Source organism: Shinella sp. GW821-FHT11G07 (assembly GCF_058808115.1).
This window is the reverse complement of the sequence record NZ_JBXARJ010000001.1, coordinates 475583-496437: the sequence shown is the minus strand read 5'-3', so window position 1 is coordinate 496437 and position 20855 is coordinate 475583. Positions and strand designations below refer to the sequence as shown.

Annotated in this window: 20 protein-coding genes; 8 read left to right on the top strand and 12 right to left on the bottom strand. The window is 62.8% G+C overall.

The genetic code is table 11. The annotated features are described in order from the left end of the window. Window positions 1-129: 129 nt before the first annotated feature. From AC1RT2_RS02215 to AC1RT2_RS02170, 10 genes are all read right to left on the bottom strand, one after another. Complete coding sequence (locus AC1RT2_RS02215) at window positions 130-336, bottom strand: hypothetical protein (RefSeq protein ID WP_069062646.1); 207 nt, start codon at window positions 334-336, stop codon at window positions 130-132. Window positions 337-377: 41 nt separating this feature from the next. After that, window positions 378-614, bottom strand: coding sequence for a 30S ribosomal protein S21 (gene rpsU / locus AC1RT2_RS02210; protein ID WP_069062647.1), 237 nt, complete (start codon window positions 612-614; stop codon window positions 378-380). Between the two features lie 37 nt (window positions 615-651). Then, a complete protein-coding gene (locus AC1RT2_RS02205; protein WP_493099072.1) occupies window positions 652-939 on the bottom strand; it encodes a cold-shock protein in 288 nt (95 codons plus the stop codon). Between the two features lie 131 nt (window positions 940-1070). Next, window positions 1071-1280, bottom strand: a complete 210-nt coding sequence (locus AC1RT2_RS02200; RefSeq protein WP_069062649.1) for a cold-shock protein — start codon at window positions 1278-1280, stop codon at window positions 1071-1073. Window positions 1281-1580: 300 nt separating this feature from the next. Continuing rightward, window positions 1581-3629: a putative bifunctional diguanylate cyclase/phosphodiesterase gene (locus tag AC1RT2_RS02195; RefSeq protein ID WP_493099069.1), complete on the bottom strand. Its 2049-nt coding sequence runs from the start codon at window positions 3627-3629 to the stop codon at window positions 1581-1583. Window positions 3630-3741: 112 nt separating this feature from the next. Continuing rightward, complete coding sequence (locus tag AC1RT2_RS02190) at window positions 3742-4812, bottom strand: DUF2218 domain-containing protein (protein ID WP_493099067.1); 1071 nt, start codon at window positions 4810-4812, stop codon at window positions 3742-3744. Then, entirely contained in the window at window positions 4809-5678 is an 870-nt protein-coding gene (locus AC1RT2_RS02185) for an ABC transporter ATP-binding protein (protein WP_493099065.1), read from the bottom strand. Before AC1RT2_RS02185 ends, AC1RT2_RS02190 begins: the two co-directional genes overlap by 4 nt. Beyond that, entirely contained in the window at window positions 5675-6712 is a 1038-nt protein-coding gene (locus AC1RT2_RS02180; RefSeq protein WP_493099063.1) for a FecCD family ABC transporter permease, read from the bottom strand. The genes AC1RT2_RS02185 and AC1RT2_RS02180 overlap by 4 nt, the downstream gene beginning before the upstream one ends. A 2-nt stretch (window positions 6713-6714) precedes the next feature. After that, window positions 6715-7758: a FecCD family ABC transporter permease gene (locus AC1RT2_RS02175; protein WP_493099061.1), complete on the bottom strand. Its 1044-nt coding sequence runs from the start codon at window positions 7756-7758 to the stop codon at window positions 6715-6717. Next, a complete protein-coding gene (locus AC1RT2_RS02170) occupies window positions 7755-8753 on the bottom strand; it encodes an iron-siderophore ABC transporter substrate-binding protein (RefSeq protein WP_493099059.1) in 999 nt (332 codons plus the stop codon). Before AC1RT2_RS02170 ends, AC1RT2_RS02175 begins: the two co-directional genes overlap by 4 nt. A 301-nt stretch (window positions 8754-9054) precedes the next feature. On the opposite strand from AC1RT2_RS02170, the gene AC1RT2_RS02165 reads away from it, so the two are divergent. Beyond that, the gene (locus tag AC1RT2_RS02165) at window positions 9055-11184 is read left to right on the top strand and encodes a TonB-dependent siderophore receptor (protein WP_493099057.1); all 2130 of its coding nucleotides are present in this window, start codon (window positions 9055-9057) and stop codon (window positions 11182-11184) included. 43 nt (window positions 11185-11227) lie between these two features. On the opposite strand, the gene AC1RT2_RS02160 is transcribed toward AC1RT2_RS02165, so the two are convergent. After that, a complete protein-coding gene (locus tag AC1RT2_RS02160) occupies window positions 11228-12103 on the bottom strand; it encodes a helix-turn-helix domain-containing protein (RefSeq protein WP_493099553.1) in 876 nt (291 codons plus the stop codon). Between the two features lie 215 nt (window positions 12104-12318). After that, window positions 12319-12909 carry an amino acid synthesis family protein gene (locus tag AC1RT2_RS02155; RefSeq protein ID WP_493099055.1) on the bottom strand — a complete coding sequence of 197 codons (591 nt, stop codon included), beginning with the start codon at window positions 12907-12909 and terminating at the stop codon, window positions 12319-12321. 164 nt (window positions 12910-13073) lie between these two features. Here AC1RT2_RS02155 and AC1RT2_RS02150 point away from each other — a divergent pair, with 164 nt between their 5' ends. The 7 genes from AC1RT2_RS02150 to AC1RT2_RS02120 all read left to right on the top strand — a co-directional run bounded on the left by AC1RT2_RS02150 (window position 13074) and on the right by AC1RT2_RS02120 (window position 20809). Then, window positions 13074-14879, top strand: coding sequence for a helix-turn-helix domain-containing protein (locus tag AC1RT2_RS02150; RefSeq protein WP_493099053.1), 1806 nt, complete (start codon window positions 13074-13076; stop codon window positions 14877-14879). 145 nt (window positions 14880-15024) lie between these two features. Beyond that, window positions 15025-16017, top strand: coding sequence for a flavin reductase (locus AC1RT2_RS02145; RefSeq protein WP_493099051.1), 993 nt, complete (start codon window positions 15025-15027; stop codon window positions 16015-16017). A 1-nt stretch (window position 16018) separates the two neighbouring features. Continuing rightward, the gene (locus tag AC1RT2_RS02140) at window positions 16019-17533 is read left to right on the top strand and encodes an aldehyde dehydrogenase (RefSeq protein WP_493099049.1); all 1515 of its coding nucleotides are present in this window, start codon (window positions 16019-16021) and stop codon (window positions 17531-17533) included. 21 nt (window positions 17534-17554) lie between these two features. After that, on the top strand, window positions 17555-18631 hold the full coding sequence (locus tag AC1RT2_RS02135; RefSeq protein ID WP_493099047.1) for an LLM class flavin-dependent oxidoreductase: 1077 nt from the start codon (window positions 17555-17557) through the stop codon (window positions 18629-18631). A gap of 2 nt (window positions 18632-18633) precedes the next feature. Then, window positions 18634-19446 (top strand): alpha/beta fold hydrolase, encoded by an 813-nt coding sequence (locus tag AC1RT2_RS02130; protein WP_493099045.1) that lies wholly within the window; start codon window positions 18634-18636, stop codon window positions 19444-19446. Further along, window positions 19439-19828 (top strand): carboxymuconolactone decarboxylase family protein, encoded by a 390-nt coding sequence (locus AC1RT2_RS02125; RefSeq protein ID WP_493099043.1) that lies wholly within the window; start codon window positions 19439-19441, stop codon window positions 19826-19828. Before AC1RT2_RS02130 ends, AC1RT2_RS02125 begins: the two co-directional genes overlap by 8 nt. A 147-nt stretch (window positions 19829-19975) precedes the next feature. Beyond that, window positions 19976-20809 (top strand): transporter substrate-binding domain-containing protein, encoded by an 834-nt coding sequence (locus AC1RT2_RS02120; RefSeq protein ID WP_493099041.1) that lies wholly within the window; start codon window positions 19976-19978, stop codon window positions 20807-20809. The last annotated feature ends 46 nt before the right edge of the window (window positions 20810-20855 follow it).

Here is a 20855-nt window from a genome sequence, read left to right as displayed (position 1 = left end):
CAATTCGATGGCTTGGCCGCTTTACCTTTGTAGACTTTAACGATGGTCTTGTCGAAATGGGCTTGCCTTTGAATGTCGGGCAAGCTGTCTCGATGCTTGGGCGTTTGCGCCCCTCACAGCCATCGCTGGCTATTTGCGCTTTCGCTTCGGAGCAGGAACCGGTTGAACCGTCTCCGCATCCTGGGCCAGTCGCAACGCGCGCAGTTTCTCGGTCTTCTTTTCGCGGGCGGCGGCTTCCTGCTCGATGATGCCTTTCGCGACAGAGTTGGTCTCAGCCGCCTTCGTGGCAGCCGTCGCCTTTGTCGGCTTGAAAAATTGCTGTCGAGTCGCTGTCATCGATCACTCCTCACCTGAGCCGGAAACTGGTCGCCACGCGATCACGCGCGAATGGGTTTCTTCTTGGGTGCCGGAAGCAAACCTTCTCGCTGCGCTTTCTTGCGGGCGAGCTTGCGGGCACGCCGGATGGCATCGGCTTTTTCTCGTACTCTCCGCTCGGAAGGCTTTTCGTAGGCGCTGCGCGCCTTCATTTCCCGAAAAAGCCCTTCTCTCTGCATCTTCTTTTTCAGAACGCGGATAGCCTGCTCGATGTTGTTGTCCCTGACGAGAACTTGCAAATTATGTCCTTCCTTGGCGGGAGTACCCGCTGCTTGTTTACTTTTTGGTCCGGATGCTGGAGGCCTTGAACCAGGGCACTTTTCCTCCGGAATGGGCGGCCGGCGTTTTGGGCCTTGTCACCACCGGAGTGTCCGGCGCCTCGATGTCGCTTGCGAGAATACGGCGTTCATGGGGTTCATCGCCGACACGAACGCGGTATTGCACTTCGCCACGATCAGAAGGCAGCACAGCGACGATCCGGCAAGCTCTCCCGCCATCGGCAGGACGGCGCTGATCAGTCTTGAGCTTTACCGCGTCACCGATTGCGTAGACATTCCGGCTCATAGGTGCCCCTTTCAGGTTCCGACTTCCCGAATGCGAAAAATAAAAAGGCCGGGCATCGACCCGACCTCTTCCCGTCGCTCTCCGTTCGCTGCCAGTACATCCGTGGTCAGCGAAAAGGGGCAACAATTCTCTTATTCTGCGGTCAGGTTGTCGGCAGAAAGCTTGCCGGACTTGCGGTCCTGAACCACTTCGTAATTGACCTTCTGGCCCTCGGCGAGCGAGCGGAGGCCGGCGCGCTCGACAGCGGAAATGTGCACGAAAATGTCACTCGCGCCGTCATCCGGTGCAATGAAGCCATAACCCTTGGTGCCGTTAAACCACTTTACGGTGCCTGAACTCATAACGATATCCTTTCAATCGTTGAAAACGCGACGAAATCGGCCGCAAATAAATCGACAATGAGAGGAGATCTGACCGAGCCGGAAGGCGGAAGACAAAGGTCGCAAGCAAAGTTCGATACCACGAAGATAAGTATGTTTGCCGGCTTGGGCAACAAAATTCTCGCCGTCGCCCGAGATTTCACAAAAAAAGTACTGAAAAAACATCGCGGAATCAGCGGTATGCCGTCGATTTTATTTTTTCTTCGCCCGTGATTTTCTATCCGCGGGTGTATGGCGGCCTGAAACGACGGCCTCGCCCTTTCAAGCTGCGACGGGTCCGACGCCGATAGATGTCACCCGGCCCACCTTGTCGGCGATTTCCGATAGCGGTTCCGGCCGACCGTAGAAGAATCCCTGGGCTTCCCGGCACCCTTCTGCCTGCAGGAAATCAGCCTGCTCCTGCCGCTCGACGCCTTCAGCAACGACGGACATTCTGAGACTGGTGGCGAGAAGGATCGTCGCCTTGACGATCGCCATCGAGACCTCGTTGGTCGTCACCGCCTCGATGAAGGAGCGATCCAGCTTGACCTTGTCGAAGGGGAAGGTCTGCAACATGGAGAGCGAGGAGTATCCCGTGCCGAAATCGTCCATGGCGATGGTCACGCCCAGCGTCTTCAACTGGCGAATGACACGCAGCGTCCGTTCCCGGTCCTCTATGAGGCTTGCTTCGGTGATCTCCAGTTCCAGACGCGATGCCGGTAGGCCTGTAGATAAAAGGACCTCATGAACGGACTTCGGCAGGTCGGCCTGTGCGAGTTGCGCAGAGGCGATGTTGACGGCGATCCTGTACGGTTTGGCCCAGCGAGCGGCCTCCTCACACGCAGTCCTGAGCACCCAATCGCCGATCGAAAGGATCAGGCCCGTTTCCTCGGCGATCGGAATGAAGTCGGATGGCGGCACGAGACCGCGCGTGCGGTGCTTCCAGCGCACCAGCGCCTCGTACCCGATGACCTCGCCTGATTGCAGGTTCAGCTGTGGTTGGTAGTGGAGTACAAGCTCATCCCGCTCGACCGCATGGCGCAGTTCCATGGCAAGCGAACTGCGCTCTCGGCGCCCCTCGTCCATGGACGGCTCATAATAACAAACCGCGTCGCCAATCGCCCGCTTGGCACGGTACATGGCGAGGTCTGCCCTTCCGATCAACTCCTCTGCATTGTCTGCGTCGCCCGGGAACCGGCTGATCCCGATGCTTGCGCCTGCGGTAAGCGTCGTGGTGCCGCGCTGCACCGGCTCGGTAATGCAGTCACCGAGGCGCCGGGCGAATTCGTCCACATCTGCCTGTTCATGAACAGGATGCTTGATGGCGACAAACTCGTCGCCGCCGACGCGGGCTACGATCTCGCCTGCTGTCATCTGCAATGCGAACCGCTTTGCGAGCGTCTGCAGAAGGCAGTCACCGGCATGGTGCCCGTGAACGTCATTGATCTCCTTGAAACGGTCGAGGTCGATGACCACCACCGCTGCCTGCGCGCTGCAATCCCGCGCCTGCGCCAGCATGGCGGGCAGATGCTCCGACAGATAGGCCCGGTTTGGCAATCCCGTCAGCGGATCGTGCCGTGCTGCATGCCGGAAGCTGTCGATCAACTCCCGCTGGGAGCGGGTGTCCATCATGTAGAGTATCCACCCGGCGATGACTGCCATCGTTGCGAGCACCAGCACGGCCAGGAATTCGTTGGACATCGTGTGCGTCGGGGCGGCGGCGGTGGCGTCCGGCAACAATGTTGCCGCGCCCATGGCGGTGAAATGCATGGTGCAGATCGCAAGCACCAGCGTGAGCATCGCCAGAAGCCGGCTGAGGCCCGAATGGTATCGTGCCAGCAGATGGGCCGTCAGAGCGCCGAAACCCAGCGCAAACAGCACGGCCGCGGTGACGAGGGTCTGGTCCCATTCGAGTTGCCCGGCATTTTCCAGGCCCGCCATGCCGGTAAAGTGCATGGCGACGATGCCTATGCCGAAAACCAGTCCGCCGATCTCGGGAGGCAGGTTCCACGCCCGCTCCACCGTCATGTAGAAACCGCCGGCCGTGACGCTGATGGCAATGAGGAGCGAGCCGACCGTCAGGAATGCATCGAATGCGTGTTCCGCCGGAAGCTGAAAGCCCAGCATGGCGACGAAATGTGTGGTCCAGATGGCTGCACCACCAGCCATGCCGGACAGGACAATCCAGGAGAGCCGGCGGGCGGTGGGGATGCGATCGGCTCTATCAAACAAGCGCACCGTCATGACCGACGTCACGATGCAGACAATTGCCGCCGCGATGACAAAAGCATAGTCGTGCTCGTAGGCTATACACGAAATCACTCTCAGCATGAGCTGGCCCCAGATCGCGTTGCAATCGAGGGTAGGCGCCTAATCGTAAACAAACTCTAAAGCTATTTCGCTCAAAGTAGGCGTCGCCGACCGACACGCTCCCGCGCTCGGGCTAAGCCGCCACCACTTCGCGCTCCCAATACCAGGCCACATACATCCGCTTCCTGTCATGCTGCCGCCTCTTCAGGAAGCCGCGGATTATCCGCACGTCGTCTTTCTCGCAGGCCACCCAGACGAAGGTCTCACCATCGACGGCGGCAAAGGCCGTCTTCGCCGTTTCTGCGAGCATGTTTTTCGTGCCGGCGGGATAGGCCCCGCGGTGCAACCAGCGCACGTTGAGCGTGCCGGCGGTGGGAAGCGGCTGCTCTTCCGCCGCGTCCTGCACCTCGATGATGGCTTGCATGTGCGTGCCCGCCGGTGCTTCGGCGGCGATGCGGGCAATGGCGGGCAGGGCGCTTTCGTCGCCGACGAGGAAAATGGAGGCTGCTTCCGGCAGGTTGCCGCCGCCCGGCCCGAGCAGTGCCAATCGGTCGCCCGGTTGCGCATCCCGGGCAAAGTCGGCGCCCGGGGTTGCGATGCCCGGTGTGGGATGTTGCAGGAAGTCGATCCACAGCTCCTGCCGTTCCACATCGACGGCGCGGATCGTATAGACGCGGGACAGCAGCGTATCCTCGCCTTCCGGCCAGGCGATGCGGCCATCGTCGCGCAGACCCGGCCAGACCGGCGCCCGCCCCCGCGGCGGAATGAGCAGCCGCACATGCATGTCGCTGCTGACAAAGGGCGTGGCATCCGCACAGGCGACGATCACGCGCCGCATATGCGGTGTCACGTCCTTTGCCGACACGACCGTCACCTCGTGAAGGTTGGCGAGCCGCGTGCGCGGCGCCGGTTCGGACCAGGCAAGTTCGAACGGCTCGTCTCCGGCAAAGTAGAAGAGATGCTCGGCGATGACGGTGCGGCTGATCTGGAGCGCATCCTGCGTCGGGCAGACCAGCTCGATCAGAAGCTTGCCATCCTCCAGGCGCATATGCGCGGTGCCGGTTTCGCTCGTGAGCAGCGCGTTACCGGCGGTGCGCTGAACCTCTGCGTGTTCGATGAAGTGCTCGCAGACCTCATCGAGCATCCGTTCGGCATCCTTCGGCAGTGCTATGCCGGAAAGTTTGAATTCCGCGACTGCGGTCATGACGGGTCCTCGCTCTCGAATGCCCGGATCCGGGCGGTATCATTCTTGCCGGCAGCGCCGGCCTGTCCTGTGATCATCCGATGTCGTCCGATCGGCAACATGGTCGGACGCCCGGATGTCGGGTCGGTGATGATGCGGCTTTCCAGGCCGAAGACCTGCCGCACGTTTTCTTCCGTCAACACATCCTCCGGCCTGCCGGAGACATGCAGCCGGCCATCCGTCATGGCGACGAGGTGGTCCGCATAGCGTGCTGCCAGGTTGAGGTCGTGTAGCACCATGACGATCGTGGTGCCGCGCGTCTGGTTGAGATCGGTCAGGAGGTCCAGCACTTCGATCTGGTGGCTGATGTCGAGAAAGGTCGTTGGCTCGTCAAGCAGCAGGAGTTCCGTCTGCTGCGCCAGCGCCATGGCGATCCAGACACGCTGGCGTTGTCCGCCGGAAAGTTCGTCGACCGGTCTTTCAGCAAGGTCGACGGTGCGGGTTGCCGCAAGGGCCGCCGCAACGGCTTCGTCATCCTCGCGCGTCCAGCGGGAGAACACGCCCTGATGGGGATGCCGCCCGCGGCTGACGAGATCGGCAACGGCAATGCCTTCCGGCGCGGTGGGCGATTGCGGCAGGAGGCCCAGGGTGCGCGCCAACTCGCGGGAGGGGATGCGGTGGATCGATTTGCCATCGAGCAGCACATGCCCCTGCTGCGGGGACAAGAGGCGTGACATGGTACGCAGCAGCGTGGACTTGCCGCAGGCATTGGCGCCGACGATTACGGTGATGCTGCCCGGGGGGATGGCGAGGTCCAGCCCCTCCAGAATGCGGGTGCCGCCATAGCCGGCGGAGAGCCGGCTTGCGACAAGGGCGTGGGGTTTCATAGCGACCCTCCGGATCGGTTGACGCGCACGATCAGGAAAATCAGGTAGGGGGCACCCAATGCGCCGGTGACCACGCCCACGGGATAACGGCTAGGCAGCAGGAACTGACCGCAATAGTCGCCCACCAGCACGAGCACGGCGCCCACCAGAGCGGCAGGAACGAGAAGCGATCCGTTGTTCCCGACGATCCGGGCGGCGATCGGCCCCGACAGGAAGGCGACGAAGGCGATCGGCCCGGATATGGCGGTGGCGCTGGCGATCATGCCGACGGCGGCAATGATGATCAGCACCCGCGTTCGGGAGACCCGGACGCCCAGCGCTGCGGCGGTGTCATCCCCCAGTCTCAGGGCTTCGAGGTCGCGCGTACGGCTCAGCAGCAGGCCGCCGAAGGCGACGAGGGATGCTATCAGGGGCAGCGTCTGGCCGAGCTGCGCACCGTTGACGCTGCCGGTCAGCCAGCGCAGGGCGTCCTGCAGGCTCCAGGCCGGGGCGGTGGACAGGATGTAGGCGATGACGCTTTCCAGCATGGCGGAGACGCCAATACCGACGAGAATGAGGCGCGTGCCGGCAACGCCGTTGCGGAACGACAGTCCGTAGACCAGAAGTGCCACGCCGAGCCCGGCGCCGACCGCGAGGATCGATACCATCGGTCCCCTCAGGCCGAGGACGACAATGGCGAAGACCGCCGCGGCGCTGGCGCCCCAGGTGATGCCGATAATGTCGGGGCTGGCCAGCGGATTGCGCAGCATGATCTGGAAGGCGACGCCTCCCAGCCCGAAACTGAGGCCTGCGAGGATTGCCAGAACCGCGCGCGGCAACCGGAGTTGGCCGACCGTGAACGCAACGCCCGCCACGTCTTCGCCCATCAGGACCCGCAGGATATCCCGAGGCGGCGTGAACGATTGCCCAAGCAACAGGGTGATGACAAAGGCGGCGGCCAGAAGGGCGAGAAGAACAGCGACGACCAGCCTGTGCCGGCGGGTGCGGCGGCGGCGGTTGTCAACGATAATGTCGGTCACGGGCGCAAGAAGCATGGTCACAGGTCCCGTACCCGCTGGCGGCGTACGATCCAGATGAAGAATGGTGCGCCGATGAACGCGGTGACGATGCCGACATCGAGTTCGCCCGGCCGCGCTATGATGCGGCCGACAATATCGGCGGCGAGCAGCAGGCCGGCGCCGCCGAGCGCGGAAAACGGCAGCAACCATCGATGGTCGCCCCCGACCAGCAGGCGGTTGAGATGCGGCACGATGAGGCCCAGGAAGGCAATCGGACCGCAGATCGCCGTCGTCGCTCCGCAAAGAAGGATGGCGCCGAACGCGGCGACCGCGCGGGTGAGCGCGACGTGCTCGCCGAGGCCGGCAGCGACGTCGTCGCCGAGGGCAAGAGCGTTCAGCTTGCGCGCACAAAGCAGGCTGATCACAAAGCCCACTGCCAGGAAGGGCAGGACAGGATAGATGCGCTCGAAGGTCGCGCCGCCGACACCGCCGATCTGCCACGCCCGGATGCCGCCGGCGATATCGTTGCGCGGCAACACGACCGCGATGACCAACGACGAGAAGGCGACGGAGGTTGCCGCTCCGGCAAGCGCCAGCTTGAGCGGCGTCGCGCCGCCGCGCCCGAGCGAGCCGATGACATAGACGAAGACCGCCGCAGCGCCGGCGCCGAGGATTGCCGTGAAGATGTAGGCATGGATCGTATCGATACTGAACCAGGCAACGCCGACCACGACCGCGAGCGATGCCCCCATATTGACGCCGAGAATACCGGGATCGGCAAGCGGATTGCGCGTGACACCCTGCATGATCGCGCCAGCGAGGCCGAGTGCGGCGCCCGCCAGAAGACCGAGCAGCGTGCGGGGAATCCGCATGGCCACCGCTGCCTGGCCGATCGTCTCGACCTGTCCACCGAGCGCGGCGGCAATATCGTCAAAGCCGACGTCGCGTGTGCCGACCGCGACGGAGAGCGCACAGAGCAGCACGAGCATGGCGGCAAGCGAGAACAGCCACAGAGCGTGCAGGCGATTCGAGCGCCCGGCAAGCCGCGGCATGTCCTGTGCCTTGGCAGCCTGCGCCGTCATTGCGCCTTCCCGGCGGCTTCGGCAAGAAGCCCGACATAGTCCTTCAGCACCCAGGAGATCGAAAGCGGTGTCGGGTTGGCGGCGGTTCCGACCGGATTCTGGCCAAGCATGACGAGGGCATCCTTGCGAACCGCGGGCATGTGCGAAAGAAGCAGGTCGCCCTTCACGGCGTCGAGCAGCGGCGTGCTGCCATAGCTCACCACGATGTCGACATCGCCGAAGGCATCGACCCGTTCGGCACTGACACTGGCTGCAAACTGGCCCGGCTTCGTCGCCTCCAGTACGCTTTTCGGGGATACCAGCCCGAGATCGGCGAAGAATTTTACCCGTGTGTCGTTGGCCGTATAGAAATTGACCGTGCTGAGGTTCGTCACGTCGAGATGGGTAACGAAGATGGCCGACTTGCCCTTCAGGACGGGGTAGTCCGCGACCGTATCGGCAATCTCTTTCTCAATGCGGCCGATCAGCGCTTCGCCCTCAGCAGCCAGGCCGAGGCCCGTGCTGTTGAGACGGATCATCTCGCGCCAGTCCGTCGACCAGGCGGAGCCGGGATAGGCCACGACCGGGGCGATCTGGCTCAACGTATCGTAGTCTGACTGGCTCAGTCCGGAATAGGCCGCGAGGATGACATCCGGCCTCGTCGCGGCGACCGCTTCAAAATCGATGCCGTCGCCCTCGTCGAACAGTACGGGTGTCGCACCCTTCAAGTCCGCCAGTTTGTCGGCAACCCAGGGCAGCAGTCCGTCGCCATTGTCATCGCCGAAATTGGCTGCGGCAAACCCGACGGGCACGATGCCGAGCGCGAACGGGACCTCGTGGTTTGCCCAGGCGACCGTCGCCACCCGCTCAGGCTTTTTCGTGATCGTCGTCGTGCCGAAGGCGTGTTTGATGACGATGGGATAGGTGGTGTCGTCAGAAGCCCGGGCGTTGCCGGAGGTGAGTGCCCAGAGGCATGCGATGAACAGTGCTGCGCAAAAACGCAAGAGCCGCGGCATTGGCGAAACCCTCCATGGTCCTTAAAGTGGAGTTTCCGTTTCAGGTTCACCGGGCGGCGTCAAGGCGAATGCCCATGTCTTTCCCGGAGAGCCGCGAAGTTTCCGTAGTTTCCTACAAAACCGGGGGAATCTACAATACTAGACTGGATATCTCAAGTTATTGACGCCCCCAAGGAACATCGCACCGCTGCACCGGTCTGAGAGGGGCTTGAGGCTGTGAGGGCAATTGTGTTCCGGCTGGTCTCGACATGCCAACGGTTTGCCGGCTGCCAGCGAGCGCAACTCAATTCTGGATTCGATGATGAACATCAAGCAAACTAGCGACGACAAGCGGCTGCATCTTACCCGGTGCAGAAACGTGATGCTTCTCGGCTGCACGGCCCTCGTCGCCCTGACACCGGCTTCTTTGCGCGCACAGCAGGCGGAGGCGGGCTCCGCAACGGTTCTGGAAACGATTGTCATCGAGGGCAACGGCACCACCGTAAACTACGACAATGATGCGAAATCGATCGTGGCGACGAAGACCTCGAGCGGCAGCAAGATGGCGACCGAGATTCTCAATACGCCCGCCTCGGTTTCCGTGATCACCGCCAAGGAAATCCAGCAGCGTGGCGCAGAGACCGTCGAGGAGGTGCTGCAATACACCGCCGGCGTCACCACGGACTTCTACGGGTCGGATGATCGCTATGACTTCTTCAAGATCAGGGGCTTCGACGCCTACACCTATCGCGACGGGCTGGTCCTCGGTCGCCCCTTCGGCGGGGTGCGCGAAGAGGCCTATGCCTTCGAGCGCGTCGAGGTGCTGAAGGGCGCCAACTCCACGGTCTTCGGTGTTTCCGATCCGGGTGGCGCGGTGAATTTCGTGACCAAGCGACCGAAGAGCGAGAAATTCGGCGAAGCCTACGTCACGGGCGGGTCATTCAACCGCAAGGAAGTGGGTTTCGATTTCGGCGACAACCTGACCAGCGACGACACACTTTCCTACCGTTTCACCGGCAAGCTCAGGGATGCCGACGCCGAATACGACTATTCGCGCGACGATGAAAAGTTTTTCATGGGTGGCCTGACCTGGCGGCCGACCGACGCCACCAACCTCTCCATCGTCTACGATCACCTCAACAAGGATGGCGTGCCGGGCAGCGGTGGCCATCCGGTCGGGACGGATTTCGATCGCGACCGCTTCTTCGGCGAGCCCGATTACAACTACCGCGGCACCAACAGGAATACGGTCAGCGTCATGCTGGACCATGATTTCGGCTCGGGCTTCACCTTCAACACGAATGCGCGCTACAGCAAGACGAACACCGATTTCGGCTACGCCTACATTTCCGGCACATCGACGGATGGCTCGAATACCGCGTCGCGTGCCTTCTTCGGCAATGAGGCATCCAGCCGCCAGTTCATCATCGACGCGCATCTGCAATATGAAGCAAGCTTCGACAATGTTGAAAGCCGTACCCTGATCGGTGCCGAGTACAACAGCATTGCCGGTGACAACGACACCTATTGGGGACCGGCGCCGAGTATCGACTGGACGAATCCCATCTATACCGGTCGGCCGACATCGCTTCCGCTGATTGCCAGTACGAGCAATGACCAGAAAGGCAAGGCCCTCTATATGCAGCAGGAGCTGACCTTTGCCGACAAGATCATCGTTACGGCCGGGCTGCGTAATGACTGGCTGGATCTCAGCGAGACGAACAATCTGGCGTCCACGACAAAGGAAGCGGATGTCAGCGAATTGACGAAGCGTATCGGCCTGACCTATCGGTTGACCGATGAGATCGCGCCTTACGTGACCTATGCCGAATCGGTCGCACCCCCGGCCTTTGGCGTAGACCCGGAGCGTGGCGAACAGATCGAGCTCGGCGTTAAATACCAGCCCGAGGCTTTTCCGGCCCTGTTCACGGCCTCCGTCTATGACCTGACCAAGACGGATGTTTCGCGCTTCAATGCAGCGACGAACAGCTGGGAGAAGCTTGATGGCATGCAAGTGAAGGGCCTGGACCTCGAGGCAAAGGCTGAGCTGACGAACAACTGGAGCCTGACGGCCGCCTACTCCTATCTCGACGCCGAGATCATTGATCCCAAGGACCCGAACAGAGGCAATCGCCCCTATCACGTTCCCGAGCACATCGCCTCGCTTTGGGTCAATTACACGCTTGAGGGAAATGGCCGGCGTGGCGACATGACGTTCGGGCTCGGCGGACGCTATACCGGCGCCTACTATTTCAACGACGCGAACACGGTAAAGACGGGCAGCAACTTCGTTGTCGATGCGGCCTTTACCTACAAGGTCTTGGAAAACACCGCGTTGGAACTCAATGTCAGCAACCTGTTCGACCGCAAGCATGTCGATTACGGCGGTTTTGGCGCCGATTTTTACAACCCCGGTCGCGCAGTCTACGCGACGCTACGCCAGACCTGGTGATGAATGCGCGCCGCCCGAAGCCTTTCGGGTGGGCGTGACGTCTTTAGTCGAACTGCTGCATCCGCCGCCACGCGGCGGGTGTTCCTCCGACGATCTGCCGGAAGGCTTTCGTCAGATGCGCCTGATCGGAGAAGCCGAGCTGGGCGGCGATGTCCGTTATGCTCAGTTCGCTTTCCGCAAGCAGCTTTTGTGCAAGGTCGATGCGCCTGGCGAGCTGCCACTGCAGCGGCGTTTTGCCGGTCGTCTGCTTGAAGACATTGGCAAACCAGCTTTCGGAAAGACCAACCGTTTCGGCCATTTCGGCGACGCTCAGCCGGCCATCGCTTCGCGTGTTGACGTGCATGATGAGCTTGTTCAGCTGCGCCTGGGTCAGCCTGCCATTGGGAAGTTCCGTTCCGTGGTCAGAAATATCGAGCAGGCCGCTGACGATGCTGCCAACAAGGCTTTCCGCATAAACCGCGTGTTTCGTCGGGGTGGAGACCTCGTCGACCAGCAGGCCCGCCAGCGCTTCGATTGCGCCGACATCCTGGATCTCGACCGGGCGGCGAAGGGCCGCGAGCGCGCAGGACATGCCCACCGAGGGCGACAGGAAGCGCAGCATCCGGTCCTTGTGCAGGTGCAGGTCCAGATGGGAAAAACGGTGCGAGGACGTGAAGCTGGTCCAGAGTGGCACGCCGGCAGGCACGTAAACTGCCCGTGTCATGGGACGGGCGTGCGCAGCCATTCCGCCTTCGCGGTTGGTCATCTGGATGAACGGCGACACGTCGCTGAAGAAAATCACGATGCGTGGATCGGGGGACAGATAGTAGCCCTTTGCGCCGGATTGGCCTTCGGCATCCCAGAAAACGCCCACCAAACCATCAAGGCTGCGCCATTTGACCGGCGCGAGGACCTTGATGCCCTCGGTATAGCAGGTCATCGCGTGCAGATAACTCACCGTTTGAAGCCGCTCTTCTTCATCGAATGCCGTGCGCCTCGTCCATCTTGACTGGCTTAAAGATGATGAAAACTATCATGTTTCTATGCCGAGACAAGGAAAGAATGCGATCCGCCTGCGGCCAAGCGTCTTCGTCCCGGGTTATCAAGAGCAGCCACCCGGATAGGCATTTGCAGCAATGAGGCTTCCAGGTAACCTCAAGGACGTGAGGCTTCGGCCTCTATCTCTGCAATGTCCTGGAAGCGATCGGCAATGCGGGCGTGAGGACGCCCGCCGTCTGCGGCCGCGATGGCGACGACGATTTCGTCCGGGTGTGGGGCGTCGGCGATCTGGTAGTTCGCAGTCAGGAAATGGGAACGCTTGCCGTTCTCGCTCTTGTGCATCATGGGCAGGGAAAGCAGGGCGCCCGGCGCGTTGCGCGTGTTGGCGAATTCCAGGTAGTTGGTGCCGCCGATCGCATCGCGGAACGGATTGCCGAAGCGAAGCGTGTGGATCATCGCCGAGGCATGTTCGATTTCGCCATTGACGCCGACGGCGGCGGCTTTTCCGCAGGCTTCGATGGTCTCCGCCGGCATCTGCGCCAGCAGGCGGCGGGTCATTTCCGTGCTGAGCGGCCCGGCAATGCGGATGATCTCCGGCCGGAGGTCTTCGACGAAGCCCTTGCCGGCCCAGGGATTGCGGATGATGGCGGCGACGACAACGACATTGAACGGCCGCGGCGCGACTTTGCCGCCTTCGATATGGGTCTCCTCGAGGAAGGTGCAGATCTTTCGGATGTCGAGGGCCATGTCGTTTCCACCGTCTGTTGAACTTGCCGCAACCTAGCGTGTGGCCGCGCCTGGTCTTCCTCGTATCCAGAGGAGCGGAGCAGCATATCATCCTCCGAAAACAAGTAGATTTCAGCGCCGCCCCGCCGCATTATCACGGCTCTGCAACGAGGATGCGCGGCGCGTTGGACCAGAAATCACGGATACTGTCGCTTCGCGATGTCGCGAGCCAGATCAACAGCGGCGGCGATCTGTCGACCGTGCTGCAGCACCTGATCGCCGCCGCCTGCCGGCATGCCAACTGGGCGCTCGGCTCTATCATGGGCATCGATGCGGCGCACGGCTATGCCCATGTCATCGTGCGGCATGATCCAACGCTCCTCCAGCGCGACCTGCCGGACCGCTGGGAGCTGGCGACCAGCCCATCGCTCATCGCGCTCCAGCGCAACGAGCCCGTATACATCCGCGATGCGCGGGAAAGCGCGGAGTTTCCCGGCTATCGCAAGGAAGCGTTCGAGCGCGATTACCGAACCGTGCTCGTCATGCCGATGGACTGCGCGGATGCGGAAGGTCGTCCGATGGTCTTGAGCGTCATCGCCCGCACGGTGACCGAGGTCACGGAGGACGACCTCGCCTTCCTCGGAACGATCATCCACCTCGGCGCGATCGCCGTCGAAAAACAGCACCGTCTTGCGGCGGAAAAGCGCGGGTCGGAGCGGCTCGTCCGGGCACTTGCGGCACATACCTCGCTTTTGGAGCATGTGCTCAGCGACGGTTCCGTCTCTTCGCTCGCCGCGATGGTGGGAAGGTTGCTGCCCAATCCGCTCGTCGTCGTGGATTTTACCGTCAACCAGGTGATCGCCGGGCGCTCGCCGCTGGCGACGGATTTCGATGATGCCGCCTGGCAGGCGGCGGCGCCCACGACCTTTGCCCGTGTGCTCATCCGCGCGGCGCGGGAGGCGGTGGAACGCGGCAGCACCGAAACCACACCGATTTTCCTTGAGGATGGCGCGCGGCGGCTGCGCGTCTCCGCCCGTGTCGAACCGCTGATGGTCGACCGCCAACTGGTCGGGGCACTGGTGATCTTCCCCTTCGCGGCTGCTGAAGGGGAGCTGGACCAATTGATGCTCGACAGCGCGAAGTTCGCACTCAGCGTCCAGATGATGCGCAGCTTCCTGCGTTTCCGCTTCGAGACGCGCACGCAAAGTGAGCTTTTCTTCGAGATAGTCGAGCGGCGCTGGCGCGATGCGGCTGATATTGGCCAGCGTGCCGCGCGGCTCGGGCTTGATCTGTCGCTGCCGCAGCAGATGATCGTGGTCGATTTCCCGGAGCGGGCCAAGGCTTTCGGCGGCGGTTCCATCGACGTGGAGCATACGCTGTCGCGCATCATGCAACAGGCCTCGATCGAGGCCGGACTTGTGGCGATCGATGGCGGCGTCGTCTGCCTCATGAAACATGAGGCTGGGCACCGACAGGAGCGCACCACGAAACTCATGCGCCGTATCGCCGAGGAGCTTGGTCGTTATCTCGGTGAGCCGCCGATCGTGGTTGCCGGAAGCCGTTGTAGCGGTCTCGATGATTATGCCACGGCCTGGGAACGATGCACCCGGATGATCCGCATCGGCCGTTCCTTCGGGTTGACAGGCGCGCTCTCCACGCAGGATTTCGGGCCGCTGCCGATGCTTGTTTCCGCAGCCGACGTCGGCGACGTGCGAAGCTTCGTGCGCGACAGCGTCGGGGCGATCGCCGAGCACGACCGGGAAAACGGCACGCCCTATCTGGAAACACTTTCCGCCTATCTGAAGGAAGGCTGCCGCAGCCAGGCCTGTGCGGACCGCCTCGGCCTGCACGTCACGACGCTGCGCTACCGGCTGGGGCGCATTCAGGAACTCTTCGGCATCGACGTGGAAACGCCGGAACGGCGCTTTTCCGTGGAGCTTGCGCTTCGTCTCCACAGTGTCATCGACAATCACGCCTTCGGCGAGCGCTGAACGCGCAAAGGCCTTTGCGGGGTCGTTTGGCCTCTCCTCCGAACCGCAGCAGAACTTTTCCGCCTTCTCCTCCGTTCAGCGGGAAGCACCCGCCGCCCGCGCCGGGTAGCGTCCTCCCAACGAAATGAGGAAAGAGATTGCGGGCATGGCGGATGAGGCGACAGCACAGGACGCACCGATCGACCCCGTCGCGCTTCGCCGCGCCTTCGGTACCTTCGTCACCGGCGTTACGGTCCTCACCACCTGCGAGGCCGACGGCACGCCGCGTGGCATGACGGCCAATTCCTTCACCTCCGTCTCGCTAGATCCGCCGCTCCTGCTCGTCTGTGTCGCCAAGTCGGCGTCCAGCTATGCCACCTTCACCGCGGCGGACTGTTTCGCAGTCAACATCCTGCATGAAGGCCAGGTCGATGTCTCGGCGACCTTCGCCTCAAAGTCGCCGGACAAATTCCAATCGGTCAACCACGACCGGGTGCATACAGGCGCGCCCGTGCTGACGGACAGCCTGACCTGGTTCGATTGCAGCCTCACCAGTTCCGTCGATGCCGGCGATCATGCGATCCTGATCGGCCAGGTGCGCGCCTTTGGCACCAGCCCGACCGCACCGCTCGGCTTCTGCCGCGGGCGCTATGCCAGCGTGAAGGACCCGCTGCCGGCCGGCTGGCTTGCTTCGCACGGCATGATCATCGGCTATCTCATCGAGGCTGGCGACGGGTTGTTGCTGTGCTCGGACGGCAAAGGGGGGTGGGTTCTGCCCTCTGCGCGCCGCCGCAAGGCCGACCGCGAACTGGTGCTCGATGGCGGCGATGCGTTGTGCCTCGTGCCGGAGGAAACCTTCCTCTATTCCGTCTTCGACGTTGCCGACAGCGATCCCGGATATCTCGTCTACCGGGCGCGATTGGCCGGGGAGAGTGCGCAGATCAGCCTGCCCGACACCCTGCGTTTCTTTCCCGTCAAGGACCTGCCTTACGACGCGATCGCCACCCACGAACTGCGCTCCATGCTGCGGCGCTACGTGCAGGAGCGCCAGGCCGGCCGTTTCGGCATCTACATGGATTCCGACGACGGCGGCCGTGTCGCGATGATCGACGGGCAGGCTCGCGCCTGGCTCCAGGCCTCCCAAGACCAAGGACAATGACATGAAGACGACAGTCAGCACCATCGAAGGTTCGCGCCAGCAGCTGTTCATCGGCGGTGAATTCGTGGCGCCAAAGGGCGGCAATTATATCCAGAGCTATGACCCGACGACGGGCGAGCCCTGGTACGAATTTGCCGAAGCCGATGCGGATGATGTGGCGATCGCCGTCGCCGCCGCAGGCGCAGCCTTCCGCAATCCCGATTGGCGGCGCATGACGCAGACCGACCGCGGTGCTCTGCTGCGGCGCCTCGCCGAACTCGTCCGCGCCAATGCCGATACCCTCGCCGAGATCGAGACGCGCGACAACGGCAAGCTCCTGAAAGAGACGCGCGCCCAGATGCGCGCCATGCCGGACAGCTACCATTATTTCGCTGGCATGGCCGACAAGCTGCAGGGCGATACGATCCCGATCAACCGGCTCGACACGCTGAACATCAACCTGCGCGAACCGCTCGGCGTCGTTGGCATGATCACGCCGTGGAACTCGCCACTGATGCTTTTGACCGGCACGCTGGCGCCATGCCTTGCCATCGGCAACACCGTCGTCATCAAGCCGTCCGAGCACGCCACGGCGTCCACGCTGGCGCTTGCCGAACTGATCCACGAAGCGGGCTTCCCGGCGGGTGTGGTCAATGTGGTGACAGGCACTGGCCAGAGCGCCGGCGAAGCGCTGACCCGTCATCCGGGCGTTGCGAAATACGTCTTCACCGGCAGCACGGCGACGGGCCGGCGCATCGCCGGCAACGCAGCACAGAACCTCGTTCCCTGCTCCATGGAGCTTGGCGGCAAGTCGCCCCACGTCGTCTTCGGCGACGTCGATATCGAGCATGCGGTCAATGGCGTCGTCTCCGGCGTCTTTGCCGCGGCAGGCCAGACCTGCGTCGCCGGCTCGCGCTGCTTCGTCGAGGCGAGCGTCTACGACAGGTTCATCGATGCACTCGTCGCCCGCACGCAGCGCATCCGGGTGGGCCTGCCAACGGTCGAGGATACCGATGTCGGCCCGCTGGCGCTTGCCGACCAACTGTCGAAGGTCGCGGCCTATGTCGCCTCGGGGGTGAAGGAAGGTGCGAAAGTCGCTGTCGGCGGCGGGCGACCGCAGAAGGCCGATCTTGCGCCGGGCGGCTGGTATTTCGAGCCGACGGTCATGGTCGATGCCCAAAACGACATGGCCTTCATGCGCGACGAGCTCTTCGGCCCCGTCGTGGGCGTCATGCCCTTCCATGACGAGGCGGAGATGATCGAACTGGCCAACGACACGCGCTACGGCCTCGCTTCCGGCATCTGGACGAAGGATATCGACCGGGCGCTGCGTTTTGCCAACCGCATCGAGGCGGGCACGGTCTGGATCAACACCTACCGCTCCGCCTCCTTCATGTCGGCCAATGGCGGCTTCAAGGAAAGCGGTTACGGCCGGCGCGGCGGCTTCGAGGTCATGCACGAGTTCTCGCGGCTGAAGAACGTCATCATCGACTATTCCGGCGCCATGCAGGACCCCTTCGTCATCCGCCTCAAATAACCAGCATCGAAAGGCAGAACCATGAAGTTCGCAGTCTCGCTCACGATGGAACGCTTCTCGCCGGATGTGCCAATGGCCATGGTGAAGAACAACCTCCTGACGCTGGCCCGCATGGCAGACGAGGGCGGTTTCGAGATGCTCTGGACGGCGGAGCACCACACGCTCGAATGCACGATCTCGCCGAACCCGTTCCAGACGCTCGTCTGGCTGGCGCAGCACACGGACAATATCCGGCTCGGCACTTCGACGCTGGTCGCGCCCTATTGGAACCCGATCCGGCTCGCCGGCGAAGCCGCGCTCTGCGACCACCTGACGAACGGCCGCCTGGAATTTGGCATCGCGCGCGGCTCCTACCAGTACGAATTCGACCGGATGGCCGGCGGCATGCCGCAGCAGGAGGGTGTCGCCTATCTGAAGGAATTGGTGCCGGCGGTGAAGAAGCTGTGGGCCGGCGACTATGCCCATGACGGACACTACTGGAAGTTCCCGGTGACCGCCGCTGTGCCGAAGCCATTGCAGCAGCCACATCCGCGCATCTGGGTCGCCGCGCGCGATCCCGGTACCTTCGACTGGGCAATCGCCAATGGCGCCAGCATCCTTTCGACGCCGCTTTCCGCCCCGGCTGCGGAAATCCAGGTTCTTTCCGACAAATTCTACCGCGCGGTGGCGGACCATCCGGAGGTGCCGCGTCCTCGTTTCATGATGCAGCGGCGCACCTGCGTCTACGATCGGCCGGACGGTTGGGAAAGGGCCGTGCAGCACTCCATGGATTATGGCCGTGCTTTCGAGAACCTCATGCAGAATGTCGGGACCGTGCAGGACGGTTTTCCGGAGGCCGTGCCGTATGAAGCGGTGCGGGGCAAGGAAAACTACAATCCGGAAAACATCCGCAAGAACATGATGTTCGGCACGCCGGACGAGGTGATCGAGAAGCTGATGGTCTTCGAGGCGGCCGGTGTCGATCAATATTGCCTCGGCCTCACCTTCAACCTGCCGTTCGAACTGCAAAAGCGCACGATCGAGCTTTTCGTGAAGGAAGTCATGCCCGTCTTCGCCGCGCGCGAAAATGAGCGCAAACGAGCCGTTGCGGGGCGTTGACGATGGGGAAGGCGCTGGAGCACAGGGTCGGCGAGGTTACGCTCAACTATCGCCTCGATGGCGACGGCGGCGAACCGCTCGTCTGCATCCATGGGGTCGGTTCCTATCTGGAGGCCTGGTCGGGCGTGGTGGAGCGGTTGAAGGACCGCTTCACGATCCTCACCTTCGATCTCAGGGGACACGGCCGGTCGAGCCGCATCAAGGGACGCTACGAGATCGATGATGTCGTCGCCGAGACGCTGGCGCTTGCCGACAAGGCTGGTTTCTCGACCTTCAACCTTGCCGGTTTTTCGCTCGGCGGCCTGATCGCCCAGCGCCTCGCGCTGACGCATCTTCCGCGGCTGCGGCGGCTTGTGCTGCTCTCCACGGTCGCCGGCCGGACGCCGGAGGAGCGCGAGCGCGTTCTGGCGCGGCTCGCGGCCCTGCAGGCCGGTACGCCGGCAGACCACCACAATGCCTCGTTGTCACGCTGGCTGACGGAAAGCTTCCAGGACGCGCACCCCGACATCATCGCCTGGCTTCGGGCGCGTGATGCGGATAACGACCCGGATTGTTATACTTCCGCCTACCGGGTGCTCGCCGAAACGGATTTCGGCGGTTTTCTTGACCAGATCCGCTGCCCGACCTTGATTGCAACCGGCGAGGACGATGTGGGCTCCAATCCGCGCATGGCGCGATACATGCACGAGCGCATTCCTGGTTCGACGCTCGCGATCTTCCCCGGCCTGCGCCATTCCATCCTGATCGAAGCCCCGGCCGTCGTGGCTGATGCCATGGCCGCGTTCCTGATAAAGTCGGAGGCAGCCGATGGATGAAGCGCTCCGCAAGCAGGGCGAGGCCGTGCGGCGACGCGTACTCGGCGACGACTATGTCGACCGCGCCACGAAAGGCGCGGATGCTTTCGCGGCGCCCCTGCAGGATCTCTTGAATGAATATTGCTGGGGCATGGCCTGGACGGATGATGGCCTCGACCTCAAGCAGCGCAGCCTCCTCAACCTCGGCATGCTGGCGGCAAGCAACCGCATGCATGAATTCGGCCTTCATTTCCGCGGCGCGATCCGCAACGGCCTGACGGACAGGGAGCTCCAGGCGGCGCTCGTGCAGATTGCGGTCTATTGCGGCGTGCCAGCCGGCGTCGAGGCCTTTCGCGTAGCACGCGCCGTGCGGGCCGAGATGGCCGGGGAAGGACCGACTTGATTTCCGTCATTCGGGCGGAGATTGGCGGCAGGCGCTGCTTGGGAACGCCGGAAGACCGGATCGGCCACAGGCCGCAAGATTATTCACAACGGCGGGAAGAGGAAGCCGCGCCGTCCACGAAGCAACAATAGACAGAGGGAACAACACATGATGAAAATTTCGACAGTTGCGGCGCTCGCCGCCTCTATTGCTCTTTCGCTTGCCGCCGTGCCCGCCAAGGCCGGCGAAGTGCTGGAACGCGTGCTCGCCGCCAAGACGCTGAAGGTCGCGACGGACGCCAACTGGGCACCGCAATCCTTCGTCAACGACAAGAACGAGATGGACGGCTTCGACGTCGATGTCGCCAAGGAGATCGGCAAGCATCTCGGTGTTTCCGTCGAATTCGTGACGCCGGGCTGGGACATCATCACCGCCGGCAAGTGGCAGGGTCGCTGGGACATGCATATCGGGTCAATGACGCCGACCAAGGCACGCGCCGAACTCTTCGATTTCCCGGCCGTCTATTATTACACCCCCGCAGCTGTCGCCGTGCACAAGGACAGCAAGGCTGGAAAGATCGAGGATCTCGAAGGCAAGAGGGTGGGCGTGACGGCGACCTCGACCTTCGAGGCTTATGCCAACCAGGACCTGACGCTGGATGCCGCCGGCGCGCCGGCCTTCAGCTACGTGTTCAAGCCCGGCGAGGTGAAATCCTACGCCAACTCGACGACCGCCTTCGATGATCTGCGCCTCGGTGATGGCACGCGTCTCGACGCCGTCGTTTCGTCGCTGCCGAGCATCCTCGATGCTGAAAAGGCTGGTTACCCGATCAAGCAGCTCGGCAAGCCGGTGTTCTTCGAGCCGCTGGCGGTCGCCGTCGAACACGGCGACGCGGAGTTGAGCACAAAGATCGCCGAGGCCGTCAAGACCATGCAGGCGGATGGCACGCTGAGCAAGCTGTCCGTCAAGTGGTACGGCGTCGACTACACGGTCACCCAGTAACATCCACCGGCGCGCGGTCCGGCTTGCCGGATCGCGCCCAATCCTG

Excerpts from the sequence above, each read along its gene's own strand:
- AC1RT2_RS02120 (WP_493099041.1), top strand. The coding sequence starts at position 19,976 with ATGATGAAAATTTCGACAGTTGCGGCGCTCGCCGCCTCTATTGCTCTT.
- AC1RT2_RS02200 (WP_069062649.1), bottom strand. The coding sequence starts at position 1,280 with ATGAGTTCAGGCACCGTAAAGTGGTTTAACGGCACCAAGGGTTATGGC.
- AC1RT2_RS02175 (WP_493099061.1), bottom strand. The coding sequence starts at position 7,758 with ATGACGGCGCAGGCTGCCAAGGCACAGGACATGCCGCGGCTTGCCGGG.
- AC1RT2_RS02195 (WP_493099069.1), bottom strand. The coding sequence starts at position 3,629 with ATGCTGAGAGTGATTTCGTGTATAGCCTACGAGCACGACTATGCTTTT.
- AC1RT2_RS02155 (WP_493099055.1), bottom strand. The coding sequence starts at position 12,909 with ATGGCCCTCGACATCCGAAAGATCTGCACCTTCCTCGAGGAGACCCAT.
- AC1RT2_RS02165 (WP_493099057.1), top strand. The coding sequence starts at position 9,055 with ATGAACATCAAGCAAACTAGCGACGACAAGCGGCTGCATCTTACCCGG.
- AC1RT2_RS02180 (WP_493099063.1), bottom strand. The coding sequence starts at position 6,712 with ATGCTTCTTGCGCCCGTGACCGACATTATCGTTGACAACCGCCGCCGC.
- AC1RT2_RS02215 (WP_069062646.1), bottom strand. The coding sequence starts at position 336 with ATGACAGCGACTCGACAGCAATTTTTCAAGCCGACAAAGGCGACGGCT.
- AC1RT2_RS02185 (WP_493099065.1), bottom strand. The coding sequence starts at position 5,678 with ATGAAACCCCACGCCCTTGTCGCAAGCCGGCTCTCCGCCGGCTATGGC.
- AC1RT2_RS02170 (WP_493099059.1), bottom strand. The coding sequence starts at position 8,753 with ATGCCGCGGCTCTTGCGTTTTTGCGCAGCACTGTTCATCGCATGCCTC.
- AC1RT2_RS02205 (WP_493099072.1), bottom strand. The coding sequence starts at position 939 with ATGAGCCGGAATGTCTACGCAATCGGTGACGCGGTAAAGCTCAAGACT.
- AC1RT2_RS02190 (WP_493099067.1), bottom strand. The coding sequence starts at position 4,812 with ATGACCGCAGTCGCGGAATTCAAACTTTCCGGCATAGCACTGCCGAAG.
- AC1RT2_RS02140 (WP_493099049.1), top strand. The coding sequence starts at position 16,019 with ATGAAGACGACAGTCAGCACCATCGAAGGTTCGCGCCAGCAGCTGTTC.
- AC1RT2_RS02125 (WP_493099043.1), top strand. The coding sequence starts at position 19,439 with ATGGATGAAGCGCTCCGCAAGCAGGGCGAGGCCGTGCGGCGACGCGTA.
- AC1RT2_RS02145 (WP_493099051.1), top strand. The coding sequence starts at position 15,025 with ATGGCGGATGAGGCGACAGCACAGGACGCACCGATCGACCCCGTCGCG.
- AC1RT2_RS02160 (WP_493099553.1), bottom strand. The coding sequence starts at position 12,103 with ATGACCTGCTATACCGAGGGCATCAAGGTCCTCGCGCCGGTCAAATGG.
- AC1RT2_RS02135 (WP_493099047.1), top strand. The coding sequence starts at position 17,555 with ATGAAGTTCGCAGTCTCGCTCACGATGGAACGCTTCTCGCCGGATGTG.
- AC1RT2_RS02130 (WP_493099045.1), top strand. The coding sequence starts at position 18,634 with ATGGGGAAGGCGCTGGAGCACAGGGTCGGCGAGGTTACGCTCAACTAT.